The organism is Pseudoalteromonas sp. SS15 (genome assembly GCF_049257195.1).
Taxonomy (GTDB): domain Bacteria; phylum Pseudomonadota; class Gammaproteobacteria; order Enterobacterales; family Alteromonadaceae; genus Pseudoalteromonas.
Genome location: NZ_JBMMUD010000002.1, coordinates 357777 through 371032 on the forward strand (window position 1 = coordinate 357777; position 13256 = coordinate 371032).

The following is a 13256-nucleotide window of genomic DNA, read 5'->3' on the forward strand; positions in this document are numbered from 1 at the left end:
AGAACATAATGACTTTACTAAAAACCAAACTACTTACCAAAATTTGCGGGCTGGTATGCTCAGCAACCATTTTTTCAGCTTCCGCACAGATCTTACCTTCTGCACCTCAGATCAATGCGAAAGGTTATTTCTTGGTGGATTACACAACTGGCAAAGTCATTGCGGAAGGTGAAGCAGATACTAAGCTGGCACCTGCTAGCCTAACCAAAATGATGACCAGTTACGTGATTGGTGTCGAAATTGAAGCCGGTAATATCTCACCAACTGATATGGTTACCATCAGTGAAAAAGCATGGGCGAAGAATTTCCCTGGCTCATCGGTCATGTTCATTGAAGTTGGCAAGCAAGTCAGTGTCGACGATCTTAACCACGGTATTATTATTCAATCAGGCAATGATGCATGTGTGGCAATGGCTGAACACATTGCTGGCAGTGAGAGTGCATTTGCTGATCTGATGAATGCACATGCTGAAAAACTGGGCATGGCTAACACGCATTTCATTAACAGTCACGGCCTTGATACAGACGAGCATTACACAACACCACGTGATATGGCGACGCTAGGTGCCGCGCTTATTCGTGACGTACCTGAAGAGTATGCACTTTACAAAGAAAAGTCTTTTACTTTCAATGGTATCAAGCAATACAACCGTAACTCACTGTTATGGGATGCAAGCCTTGACGTTGATGGTATTAAAACAGGTCACACATCAGAGGCTGGTTACAGCCTAGTGACATCAGCAACTAAAGACGACATGCGCTTAATTGCAGTTGTGATGGGAACAGACAGTGAGCGTGCTCGTAAAGTCGAAAGCAAAAAACTACTCAACTATGGCTTCCGTTTCTTCGAAACAATCACACCATATAAAGCGGGCGATAGCTTTGCAGATCAGCGTATTTGGATGGGTAATAAAGAGACGGTTTCTTTAGGTATTCTAGAAGACACACCCATTACTATCCCTCGTGGTCAACGCAAAAATTTAAAAGCGAACTTTGAGTTAGATAAAACTTTAGAAGCGCCATTAGCCAAAGGCACTAAAGTAGGCACACTATTCCTAGAGCTAGATGGTGAAGAAATCTCTCGATACCCATTAGTTACGCTCGAAGAGATTGAAGAAGGTAGCTTCTTTAGCAAGATCTATGACTATTTAAGATTACAAATATCACAATAAATTAGCCTTCCAAATTAAGCACATAACTCCCTAATAACCTTATTAAGTTATCAAATCATACTGAATAAGGTTATTAGACTCTAAAGACCACCTTGACATAAAAAAAAAGCCAACTAAGTTTCATAATTCTATAATTTTTAAACTTAAGGATTAAGTTATGAAAAAAGTTAACCTTCTATATTGTCTGTTTATTTTTTTTTTGTGGTGTAGCAAATGCTTCCATAATTAAAGAAAATACATATGGAAAGATGTATACGCCTGAATCAAGCAGTACACTTCGCTTCGAAGGAGGCATACACACCGTAACACTTAAACCATCACCCGATGGGATCCGTTATAACTTCAAAGATGGAAGTTATATTCAGATAAACTCTAAAACAGCTACAGTTACAAGATATAGTAAGAAAACTTTTAAAAAAGAGGTTCTCACTATAAACAATATAAATACATCTCCTTGGAATGTATCAGCAAATGTAAGGGCTGCATTTAAACAACTCCAATACTTTGATGAAACACCTAATATGCCCTACCAAAACTGCTATGATGGAGAAATTTCTATTCCTTGCCTAGGTGATTTTTCCTCTGGCTTTGAACTCATCAAAAACTCTAGCCAATTTTCATATTCAACAAATAACTGTAGTGCAGAGAGAGCTGAGTTGCAAAATCGTGCTTATGATGGCACTAGCTCAATGTTTTCATGCAGTTTAGATACAAAGCTTGGTGTTGCAGCTGCATCACTTGGATTAGCAGCATTAGCCCTTGGTGAACCATCTAAACTATCTGTTGCAGCTGCTTGGACAGGATATATGTCTACCTTTGTTGCTTTCATGAATCAAGAAAAGAAGTGCTATGAGAGCTACCTAGAATCTAAAGCAGCTCTTAAACAGTGCGAAATTAATAACAATCCTAATAATTCAGATGGAAATTCAAGTGGTGGTTCTACCGGAAATGGCTCTGCTGGAGGAGGTAGCAGTGAATTTTGCTCAGAAACAATCCGTCATGCAGTCTGCACTGGAGGTGGCTGCAATTATTGGTATGAAGTCGTACCTTGTTAGCTGACTCTGGTATGTTTGGTTCGCTGATACAGCGAATCAAACAATTATTAAATATTTTGAAATTAGGATCATATAATGAACTTCATTGATTATTATTTTAGGGGAAGCTTTAAAACAGCCCTTCTCATATGTAGTTTTTTGTCTTTAGTTGTGTCTATCTTTTATGAGTCAGGAGCTCTGCTAATTGTCGGTTTTTACTCAGGTATCGTTATACTTACCTATTGCTCTTTAAACATCATCGCCACTAGCAATAGGATGGCACTACATAAAACTGTCAGTATATATTTTGATAAAAATAAACTTACTATACTGCTAACACCTTTTTTAATTATTATCATTACGCTTGGTGTTATCTCGAATAATTACCTGCTTGTGCTGTTAAATATATTACTAATACCACTAATTGCTCATCATATGAGCAAGCTTATTTTGATCTTACAGAAACAAAGCGAAACACTATCTTTAGTTAGTATTTTAAAAAGTCATAAAATCACGACTATTGGCATTTACTTAGTAGCTACATTTACTATGATTACTAGTGCCTTTTTAGGGGATAGCTTTAAAAATTTAGCAGCTATGCATATCTTTCTATTGGTAGCTTTTATAAATGTTATTAATTGTATTGCTAATCTAAAGAGAAGTTCCATTTAACTATCTAGCTCGAACTTCTCAATCTTGTTAGCAAACACAAGAATTCTTTACAATCCTTAAAATAAGACATTTAAACAATACAGCGCGCCTCCTGAGTGAGGCGTTTTTTTTTGCCGCAAAAATGATAGAATGCCCGCCATTATTGAGCGTGTGTGAAATAAAAACACTACACACCATTTGCGATGAGGACACCTTCATGGTTCAACCAGTTAAAAATACTAAGTTTGACGAATACTTAGAGTTCCCTTGCCCATTCACGTTTAAAATTATGGGCCTAGCAAATGTCAATCTGACTGATCAGATCCTTGCAAAGTTGCAAACAATTGCACCAGGTGACTATGCGCCTAAAGTAAAACCGAGTAGTAAAGGCACTTACGAGTCGGTGACACTGGTCGCGACCGTCACTTCAAAAGAGCATATTGAGCAAATCTATACAGAAATTGGCAATATCGAAGACGTACGTTACGTACTGTAAAGGCTAACCATGACTCAAAGTACCGTGATAGTTCGCCAATTAGGCTTACAAAGTTACCTGCCTATTTGGCAAAAAATGCAAGACTTCACTGATACCCGAGACGATAACAGTCCCGATGAGATCTGGTTTGTTGAACATGAGCCTGTTTTTACTCAGGGGCAAGCAGGTAAAGCAGAGCATGTTTTAGCACCGGGCGACATTCCTGTTATTCAAGTTGACCGCGGTGGTCAAGTGACTTATCACGGTCCTGGTCAGCAAATGATGTATGTACTGTTTAATCTCCGTCGTCTTAAAATCGGCGTAAGAGAGCTGGTAACTTGGCTAGAAAAGTGCATTGTCGATATGCTAAAAGAATACGACATTAATGCTTACGCCAAACCAGATGCACCAGGTGTCTACGTCAACGACAGTAAAATTGCATCTTTAGGCTTGCGCGTTCGTCGCGGCTGTTCATTTCATGGCCTAGCATTGAATGTAAACATGGATATGAGCCCGTTTATGCGCATAAATCCATGTGGCTATGCGGGTATGAACATGGTGCAAACAAGTGAATTAAATGGCCCGTCGCAACTTGATGAAGTTGCGCAAGGTCTTGTTAAACATATGCTCAAACGTCTTAACGCTGAGCATGTTGAACACAAAGAAGGGTTCGAGAACGAATGAGTAAACCAGTAAAAATGGAGCCAGGGGTAAAGCTTCGCGATGCTGAGAAAATGGCATTGATCCCAGTTAAGGTAATGCCAACTGAACGCGATGAAATGCTGAGAAAGCCTGAATGGCTTAAAATCCGTTTACCGAAATCAAGTGAGCGTATTGAAGGCATTAAGCAAGCAATGCGAAACCACGGGTTACACTCAGTATGTGAAGAGGCATCATGCCCTAACCTATCTGAGTGCTTTAACCACGGCACAGCGACATTCATGATCTTAGGTGCTATTTGTACTCGTCGTTGCCCTTTCTGTGATGTAGCGCACGGCCGTCCGTTAAAGCCAGACGCACAAGAGCCGGAAAAACTCGCTTTAACCATCAAAGATATGAAGCTTAAATATGTGGTAATCACGTCTGTAGACCGTGATGACTTACGTGATGGTGGTGCACAACATTTTGCTGACTGTATTAAAGCTATTCGTAAGCACAATCCTGAGATCACCATTGAAATCTTAGTGCCAGATTTCCGTGGTCGTATGGAAAAAGCGTTAGAGATCTTAACTGAAACGCCACCTGACGTATTCAACCATAACTTAGAGACTGCACCTCGCCTGTATAAGCTGGCTCGCCCAGGTGCAGATTATAAGTGGTCTTTAGAACTACTTCGCCGTTTCAAAGAAGCGCATCCAAATGTTAAAACTAAATCAGGCTTAATGGTGGGTTTAGGCGAAGAAATATCTGAAATCGAAGAGGTATTGCGTGACCTTCGAGAGCATAATGTTGACATGCTAACTGTAGGTCAATATTTACAACCTTCAAAACACCACTTACCGGTTAAACGCTATGTGCCACCAGCAGAGTTTGATGCATTAAAAGATTACGCTGACGAAATTGGCTTCACCCACGCAGCGTGTGGTCCGTTTGTTCGCTCTAGCTATCATGCTGACCAACAAGCTGCAGGTAAAGAAGTGAAGTAATCACCACTTTTGAAAAAAACGCGATGCAGAGTCATCGCGTTTTTTTATGTCTAAATCTCAATACTGTGCAGCAGAATGTAAAACATATATTACAAACACGTATCTTGATTTATAACAAAGGAGTTTCAATTTTTTGCTCTGCGTTATATCTTGCCTGCTCTCTCACACTTAAAGGGGCATAATGTGATAAAGAATAAAACCCTCGGCAGTATGCTAATTGTCGCAGGCACAACCATAGGCGCGGGCATGTTAGCACTGCCTATCGCTTCTGCAGGTATTGGCTTTAGTGCATCTTTAATCCTGATTTTATTAACATGGCTATTAATGACCTATACCGCATTATTAATGCTAGAGCTTCATCAATTCGCCAGCTCCGATGCCACACTCAATACGCTTGCCAAGACACTACTGGGCAAACGTGGGCAATATATCGCTAATTTTGCAATGGTCTTTTTGTTTTATGCGCTATGTGCAGCATATATCGCAGGTGGAGGCGCACAGTTACAGTCAAAAATAAATGCAGCGCTTGATGTCGATGTGGCCCCGCAAGTCGGCTCTATACTCGTGGCTGTACTAGTCGCAGCCATTGTCACCATGGGTACCTCAACGGTTGATAAACTAAACCGTGTTTTATTTGCCATTAAAGTAATCGTGCTGGGCAGTCTATTCTTTGTTCTGACCCCTTATGTACAAGGTCAGCACTTGCTCGAAATGCCGCTAGAGCAAGGGCTACTTATTTCAGCCATACCTGTGATTTTCACTTCATTTGGTTTTCATGGTTCAATTCCATCAATTGTAAAATACGTCGGTGTTGATATTCGTTCACTCAGAAAAGTCATGATTTTCGGTGCCTCCGTCCCTTTAATTATTTATGTCTTCTGGCAATTAATTAGCCAAGGTATGATGAGCCAGTCACAACTTTTACAATCTGAAGGCCTGCAAGGCTTCATTGGCAGCGTCTCTAGTTTAGTGAACAGCTCACAAGTCAGTACGTCGATCACGATTTTTGCAGATCTAGCATTGGCGACTTCTTTCTTAGGTGTAAGCCTTGGGCTATTTGATTTCTTTGCTGATGCTTTCAAACAAGGTGATAACAAAAGCGCCCGATTGAAGACGGCATTAATTACCTTTGTGCCCCCGCTTGGCTTCGCTTTATTCTATCCGCAAGGGTTTATTACCGCATTAGGGTATGCGGCAATTGCACTGGTTGTTTTAGCGATATTCTTGCCTGTTGCTATGGTCTGGGTACAAAGAGCGCAACAAACAAATGAACAAGGCTATCAGGTTAGAGGCGGTCGATTTGGGTTAAGCCTTGCAGCTTGTTGTGGTGTTGTCATAATAGCAGCACAAGGCTTGCAAATGTTTGGCGTTATTCCTGCGCTAGGTTAACGGTAAAAAGTTTGGGTTATCGCGCAAGCCTGATAACCCAAATTCAAGGAAGTCTTATGAAATACCCCCTAATCTTGCTTTCCTGCTCTTTTTTAACCGCGTGCGGTGGCGGAGGCAGCGAACCACTATCAAAAGATAATACAGCACCTACCGTCAATGAAAACGCCCAATGTGGCAGTAATTTCTCAGCGCAAAGGCATTTCAATAAGCAAGAAACAAACATTGCTTATTGGCAAATAGAGGGGGATACGCTCCAAACTAAGCCACAAGTAACTTACTTTACAAACCGCTCAAGTAGCCTAGCAGAAACATCATACAAAGGCTCTGAACCACTGTGTGAGCAAGTAGCGAATATTTTTGGTGCAGACGTTACAGATACATGGCAAGGCGCTGAGAATAATACAATCAAAGTTGGTCAACAATTCAAATATATACCAGAACTTAGCGTCTCATTTGCACTGCCTGAAGTGAACTCTTTAAATGATTGGCGTGCTAAAGGCAGTCCCAACTCAATGCCCACAAACCTTTTGCAAAGCGCACTGACCATCTGGTACCAGAATTCAGATGAACAAAGGTTTATACAAGGTGACTTATCAAATAATCAAAGAGTCGTACCGTTAGCATGCAATGATACTGACTTTACTATTTTACTTTCTTTAATTGAGGTTGATGATCAGTTAAGCAGCAGTTTAAACCCCGCCTATTGTGAAGAGACACGCAGTAATAACATTACAAAAACAATGTGTTTAAGTGCCAACTTGCCTCAAGAAAGATTAATCCAAAACTGTGAGTTTGCTATGACAGATATTGTTATTCCAAACGCCCAAGGAAATAAAACATTTGTTAAGTTAGCAGCTCAAACTTCTGCTGGATCAGATACGGGGATTAATGTTGCAATCACTGATATTGATATAAATTAATTTAAGGATAGTAATATCTAAACCAGTTTGCAGGGTTAGCTAGGCGCTTAAAATGGTGAAACACTATCCCTTCACTTGCAGTTGGTTTACTCGGTTTTTTAACAGGTACATCACGGGCAGAAAACACAAGATGACGGTGAGAATATTCACTAAAGGTAAGATACTTTTATAAAGGTAGGTCGAGTAACTTAAATCAAGATAATGCCTATCTACCAATCTAAATAACTGCATGATAGGTGCAGGAAGCACGATGAGTTGTGCCAATACGCTTTGCCACAAATACACTTTGTCTTTCAATGCCCAGACAGCCAAGATAGCCATAAAAACGATGTCACTCAACGCCCAATAAATGTAACGAATGACATATAGATCGGCATCAACTTTTTTGACCAAAGGAAAAGAAAAGTAACCAATCACATAAAATGCGGCACACAGTGCCGCATACCTAAGGGCTTTGTCATCTCTTAATAATGCAAACAGAGCAACAGAAACAAACGTCAGTAAAGTCGCATGATCTCTTACCAATAACAAAAACTGATTAAAGTAAGTGCTGTTTAAATCGAATGACATATTTGGCAGTTAATCTTCAGATGATTAATCTAACGATTTTTCTTCAGACTTTGGTGGCTCATCATTGTCATCAGCACCATCGCCGTTATTACCAGGCATGTAAGCGTATTTACTTAGAATAGACATCGTATTTTCTCCTTGATAGATGGTTCACCTTCAAATTAGCTGAATTCCAACCATCTATCAAGAATACAATACTTAAGAATGAAAAAATTAATTACCACGCAATTCGATAGGATCAGATTCTTTCGCTTTACCTTGTAGAATAGAGATTTCGACACGGCGATTACGACGTCTATCTGTGTCATTCTCATTCGGCACAAGTGGGCGTGTATCAGCATGACCAACAACAACCATTCTATTTTTATCAAACCCAGGGGCTTTCACCATTTCACTTGCCACGGCAACCGCACGGGTTGCAGATAAATCCCAATTATTAGAATAAAGCTCATTGGTCACCTGAAAATCATCAGTATGACCTGATACAGTAATTTCTCCTGGCACATCTTTTAAAAGCTCAGCGATTTCACGAATGATCGGTTTAAACTTTGGCTGTAAAAATGCACTACCAGAAGGGAAAGCACCATTTTCTTGAATGCGAATAATGATCTGTTGTCCAAGAGATTCAAGTTCTATTGCGCCATCCATGATTTGCTTTTCCATTTGCTGAGCAATTTTCTTCACCAATTCATTCACCTGCTCTTGATCGGCTGCCGAAATGGCCTGCTCCATAGATTGCTCTTGTGAAGTACTTTGCGATTCGCCACCGCGCTTATTACCGCGTTGCTCTTGACGACCACCTGCTGAGGCCTCATCACCTGCCTGGAACTCCAACATTTGCTGCGTCATCTCTACCGTCTGCTGTTGGATAGTTTCGATGGGAGTTGGCTCAGGTTTACCAGGTGTGAACTCCATAGCTATCACACTGGTACCCTTGGGGATGTCTTTTACTTCGATTTTATTTTGCACACCAAAAGCAAACTTCATAGAACCTGCTATTTGTTTGAATTTCAACACGTCCATTTCAGAGAAAGCCAACAGCAGAACGAAGAAACACATCAAGAGTGACATTAGATCAGCAAATGTTCCCATCCAAGCGGGTAGCCCGGGGGGGGGACATTTACATTCTTGTTCGTCTGACATACTACTCCTCCTTGTCGCTGCCGCGTTTCGACTCAGGTAGGTAGTTCTTCAGAATACCTTCGATTACTTTCGGGTTTTGACCATCTTGAATACCCAAAATTGCATCCAAGATTAAGCGTTGATTTTGTTCTTCTTCATCTTTACGCAATTCAAGTTTCGCCTGAATAGGAATAGCAACTACGTTCGCAAGGAACGCACCATATAACGTTGTAAGTAGTGCTACCGCCATTGCAGGACCAATCGCTTTTGGGTCATCCATGTTTGATAACATGGCTACTAGACCAATTAGCGTCCCGATCATACCCATCGCAGGGGCGATGTCTGCCAAAGATTTAAATAAGTTAGCGCCTAATTCGTGTCGAGAGGTAGTGAGTGAAATATCTTTTAATAAAGTGGCGCGTACAACGTCAGCATCATGACCGTCTACTAACATATCTACGCCCTTGCGCATAAAAGCATTGGGTATTTCGGCTTCTTCCAAAGCCAAAAAGCCACCTTTACGAGCCGAGTCAGCCAATTCAACTGCTTTCTCAATAAGCTCTTCTGGAGATTCAATCTTGAACATAAAGGCTTTGCCAACAACTTTACCAATGCCTAAGAATTGGCTCATGGTGAAGTTCGAGAGTACGATGAAAATAGAGCCACCGAATACAATGACGGTAGATGGGCCATCACCAAACATGGCCAAGTCACCATTACTACTCATGAACATCGCCATGATGACCAAACCTATTGCACCTACTATTCCGATAACGGTTGCTAAATCCACTATCCCCTCCAGAGAATACTTATCATTACTTTTTTATTATGACACTCGAAGTCAATTTTTTGAGTGGCAACTACAAATATCATGCTTAATTCGAATATTTGCAAACCTTGTGCCTATGTTACAGTGAAAAGCCTAGCTTTCAGTAAGACTTTTATCGGCAACATCTTGAATATCTTAACTCAATTACGTTGTTAAAATTCGATTAAAGCCCACATAAGGCAAAAAATAAACCGATCCACCACGATTGCCAGTAACAAGCTTTGACCTGAGTCGCTAATCCTCCTAAAATTGCTACCTCTATAATAAATTGCTGGGCAAGATGTACTATGGCTGCAAAAAAACCTGAAAATCTAAGTTTTGAAGAAGCAATGGCCGAATTAGAAGGCATTGTACAGGCTATGGAACAAGGTAGTCTGACTTTAGAACAATCTTTAAAGCAATTTGAACGTGGTGTTCAATTAGCCAATGCGTCTAATGAAAAGTTAAGCAGTGCTGAGCAAAAAGTCTCAATCCTGATGGGCAATGACCCTGAGACACCAGTAACACCAATGCCAAATCAATTAGATTAAGACCCCGCAGTGAACTTATTCGAGCATATAAATACGGCACAAAACCGTTTAGATAGTTACATCAGTAATTACTTCTCTTTGCCATTAGATACCGATGAAACCGTAAAATCAGCAACTTTCTACAGCATCAATAATGGCGGTAAAAGATTAAGGCCCTTTTTGGTTTACACTGTAGGCAAACTGTTAGGTGCTAAAGAAGCTGACCTTGATGTCGCCGCTGCTGCGATTGAATGCATTCATAGCTACTCATTGGTCCACGATGACTTACCGGCTATGGACGATGATGACTTGCGTCGAGGCAAACCGACTTGTCATATTGCTTATGATGAAGCACAGGCAATTTTAGCAGGCGATGCGCTACAAACCTTAGCGTTTGAATTTTTAAGTGAACATGAATTTTCAGTACCGGCAAAGCAACAAATCAAGATGATTAACACGCTTGCCGTTGCATCTGGATTGCAGGGTATGGTGGGCGGACAAGCCCTTGATATTTCAGCGACAGAAAAGTCAATTACCCTTGCAGAGCTTGAACGTATTCATCGACTTAAAACCGGCGCATTGTTAAATTGTGCAATTAAGTTGGGCGCCTTGTGCGCTACGGATGTCGAGTCAGAAATAATTACTGCCCTCGATATATATGGTAAAAATCTTGGCCTCGCTTTTCAGGTACAAGATGATATTTTAGATATCGAAGGTGATACCGCCGTATTAGGAAAGCCGCAAGGCTCAGACTTAGGTAATCACAAGTCAACTTATCCGGCTTTGCTTGGACTAGATGGTGCAAAACAAAAAGCACATCTATTGGTCGAAGATGCTCTGTCTGCACTTGATACAATACCTCATAATACCGATGTATTGGCAGAGCTTGCGAAATATATAATTGAGCGTGATCACTAATACGCTTTCATGACGTATTGATGACGAATAGAACAAAATTTATAAAAATTAAGTAAACCTTTGTATATAATCGGACAAGGTTTGCGTAGGACACATGTTGAAAGAATGAAACTGGACAGTAGCAAGTACCCATTACTCGCCTTGGTTGATGAACCGGCGCAATTACGTCAATTACCACAGCCCCAACTGGGTAAGCTGAGCGACGAATTAAGAGATTACTTACTTAATTCGGTTTCGCAGAGCAGTGGTCACTTGGCTTCAGGTTTAGGCACCGTCGAATTGACTGTGGCTTTACATTACGTGTATGACACACCTGAAGATAGATTAATCTGGGATGTGGGCCATCAAGCTTACCCGCATAAAATCTTAACGGGACGTCGTGATGCGATGCACACGATCCGTCAAAAAGATGGGTTGCACCCTTTCCCTTATCGTGAAGAAAGTGAATACGACACCTTCAGCGTGGGTCATTCAAGTACCTCTATTTCCGCTGCATTAGGTATGTCTATCGCTGCACAGAAAGAAGGTAAAGGCCGTAAAACCGTTGCTGTTATAGGTGATGGAGCGATCACCGCTGGTATGGCGTTTGAAGCCATGAACCACGCCGGAGATATTAAATCCGACATGCTGATTATCTTAAATGATAATGAGATGTCTATCTCTGAAAATGTAGGCGCACTAAACAACCACTTTGCACGCATTCTTTCTGGTAGCTTTTACACTAATATTCGCGAAGGCAGTAAGAAAATTCTTTCTGGTGTACCGACTGTAAAAGAGCTTGCCAGCCGTATGGAAGAGCATCTAAAGGGCATGGTTATTCCTGGCACCTTCTTCGAAGAGCTTGGTTTAAATTACATTGGTCCAATTGATGGTCATGACGTCAATATGCTGGTAGATACGCTAAGAAATATGCGTAACCTGAAAGGCCCTCAGATCCTGCACATCAAGACGCAAAAAGGTAAAGGTTACAAACCAGCTGAAGCCGATCCTATTGGTTACCACGGTGTGCCAAAATTCGACCCAAGCATCCATAGCTTGCCAAAATCTAAACCTAGCGCCCCTACTTTTTCAAAAGTATTTGGTGATTGGTTATGCGATATGGCAGCGCAAGACTCTAAGCTTATGGCGATTACGCCAGCGATGCGTGAAGGTTCAGGTATGGTGCGTTTCTCGAAAGAGTTTCCTGACCAATACTTTGACGTTGCCATTGCTGAACAACACGCTGTAACCCTAGGTGCAGGTTTCGCATGTGAAGGCCTTAAGCCTGTAGTTGCTATCTACTCAAGCTTCTTACAACGCGCTTATGACCAACTGATCCACGATGTCGCGCTACAAAACTTACCAGTGCTGTTTGCAATTGACCGCGCAGGTATTGTTGGCGCGGATGGTGAAACTCACCAAGGTGCATATGATTTAAGCTTTATGCGCTGTATTCCAAATATGATCATCATGGCACCAAGTGATACCAACGAATGCCGTCAAATGCTTTACACTGGTTACCAGTGTAACCAACCTGTTGCAGTGCGTTACCCTCGTGGTAGTGCCGGTGATAGTGATGTACAAACGCAGATGCAAGCGTTTGAAATTGGTAAAGGCAATGTGATCCGTGAAGGTGAGAAAGTGGCCATCTTAAGTTTCGGCACACTACTTCATAATGCCAAGCAAGCCGCTGAAAACTTAAATGCAACTCTCGTTGATATGCGATTTGTTAAGCCACTTGATGAAGCATTACTTGTTGAGCTGAGCAAAACCCATGATCGCTTTGTTTGTCTTGAAGATAATGCCATTGCCGGTGGGGCTGGCAGTGCTGTGATGGAGTTCCTTGGTTCAAAAGGTATTCATACTCCTGTGTCATTATTTGGTATACCTGATGAATTTATCAAGCATGGTACACAAGACGAAATGCACGCTGAAATGGGCTTATGTGCTGATTCAATCGAGCAGCGAATTAAAGCGTTATTGTAATAAACACTGAAGTTTTAAAAAAAGGAGCTTTGGCTCCTTTTTTTACGCTTTAAAGT

Annotated in this window: 14 protein-coding genes; 11 read left to right on the forward strand and 3 right to left on the reverse strand. The window is 41.2% G+C overall.

Annotation, left to right across the window (positions count from 1 at the left end; genetic code table 11):
- Positions 1 to 8: 8 nt before the first annotated feature.
- The 8 genes from AAEU28_RS05895 to AAEU28_RS05930 all read left to right on the forward strand — a co-directional run bounded on the left by AAEU28_RS05895 (position 9) and on the right by AAEU28_RS05930 (position 7287).
- A complete protein-coding gene (locus tag AAEU28_RS05895) occupies positions 9 to 1172 on the forward strand; it encodes a serine hydrolase (RefSeq protein ID WP_421963317.1) in 1164 nt (387 codons plus the stop codon).
- Between the two features lie 248 nt (positions 1173 to 1420).
- A complete protein-coding gene (locus AAEU28_RS05900) occupies positions 1421 to 2227 on the forward strand; it encodes a hypothetical protein (protein WP_421963318.1) in 807 nt (268 codons plus the stop codon).
- A 75-nt stretch (positions 2228 to 2302) separates the two neighbouring features.
- Positions 2303 to 2878, forward strand: a complete 576-nt coding sequence (locus tag AAEU28_RS05905) for a hypothetical protein (protein WP_421963319.1) — start codon at positions 2303 to 2305, stop codon at positions 2876 to 2878.
- Between the two features lie 196 nt (positions 2879 to 3074).
- A complete protein-coding gene (gene ybeD, locus AAEU28_RS05910) occupies positions 3075 to 3353 on the forward strand; it encodes a DUF493 family protein YbeD (RefSeq protein ID WP_058030832.1) in 279 nt (92 codons plus the stop codon).
- Positions 3354 to 3362: 9 nt separating this feature from the next.
- Positions 3363 to 4016, forward strand: coding sequence for a lipoyl(octanoyl) transferase LipB (gene lipB / locus AAEU28_RS05915; RefSeq protein WP_421963320.1), 654 nt, complete (start codon positions 3363 to 3365; stop codon positions 4014 to 4016).
- The gene (gene lipA / locus AAEU28_RS05920) at positions 4013 to 4978 is read left to right on the forward strand and encodes a lipoyl synthase (protein ID WP_421963321.1); all 966 of its coding nucleotides are present in this window, start codon (positions 4013 to 4015) and stop codon (positions 4976 to 4978) included. The genes lipB and lipA overlap by 4 nt, the downstream gene beginning before the upstream one ends.
- A 183-nt stretch (positions 4979 to 5161) precedes the next feature.
- Positions 5162 to 6367, forward strand: coding sequence for an aromatic amino acid transport family protein (locus tag AAEU28_RS05925; RefSeq protein ID WP_421963322.1), 1206 nt, complete (start codon positions 5162 to 5164; stop codon positions 6365 to 6367).
- Positions 6368 to 6423: 56 nt separating this feature from the next.
- Complete coding sequence (locus AAEU28_RS05930) at positions 6424 to 7287, forward strand: hypothetical protein (protein ID WP_421963323.1); 864 nt, start codon at positions 6424 to 6426, stop codon at positions 7285 to 7287.
- Positions 7288 to 7350: 63 nt separating this feature from the next.
- Here AAEU28_RS05930 and AAEU28_RS05935 read toward each other — a convergent pair whose 3' ends face one another.
- The 3 genes from AAEU28_RS05935 to pomA form a co-directional block, all read right to left on the reverse strand.
- Positions 7351 to 7857: a hypothetical protein gene (locus tag AAEU28_RS05935; protein WP_421963324.1), complete on the reverse strand. Its 507-nt coding sequence runs from the start codon at positions 7855 to 7857 to the stop codon at positions 7351 to 7353.
- Positions 7858 to 8070: 213 nt separating this feature from the next.
- Complete coding sequence (locus AAEU28_RS05940; protein ID WP_138480292.1) at positions 8071 to 9000, reverse strand: flagellar motor protein MotB; 930 nt, start codon at positions 8998 to 9000, stop codon at positions 8071 to 8073.
- A 1-nt stretch (position 9001) separates the two neighbouring features.
- Complete coding sequence (gene pomA / locus AAEU28_RS05945) at positions 9002 to 9769, reverse strand: flagellar motor protein PomA (RefSeq protein ID WP_058030839.1); 768 nt, start codon at positions 9767 to 9769, stop codon at positions 9002 to 9004.
- 326 nt (positions 9770 to 10095) lie between these two features.
- Between pomA and AAEU28_RS05950 the strand changes: the two genes are divergently transcribed.
- The 3 genes from AAEU28_RS05950 to dxs all read left to right on the forward strand — a co-directional run bounded on the left by AAEU28_RS05950 (position 10096) and on the right by dxs (position 13200).
- Positions 10096 to 10338, forward strand: coding sequence for an exodeoxyribonuclease VII small subunit (locus AAEU28_RS05950; RefSeq protein WP_138480290.1), 243 nt, complete (start codon positions 10096 to 10098; stop codon positions 10336 to 10338).
- A gap of 9 nt (positions 10339 to 10347) precedes the next feature.
- On the forward strand, positions 10348 to 11235 hold the full coding sequence (ispA, locus tag AAEU28_RS05955) for a (2E,6E)-farnesyl diphosphate synthase (protein WP_421963325.1): 888 nt from the start codon (positions 10348 to 10350) through the stop codon (positions 11233 to 11235).
- Positions 11236 to 11340: 105 nt separating this feature from the next.
- The gene (gene dxs / locus AAEU28_RS05960; protein ID WP_421963326.1) at positions 11341 to 13200 is read left to right on the forward strand and encodes a 1-deoxy-D-xylulose-5-phosphate synthase; all 1860 of its coding nucleotides are present in this window, start codon (positions 11341 to 11343) and stop codon (positions 13198 to 13200) included.
- Positions 13201 to 13256 lie beyond the last annotated feature (56 nt).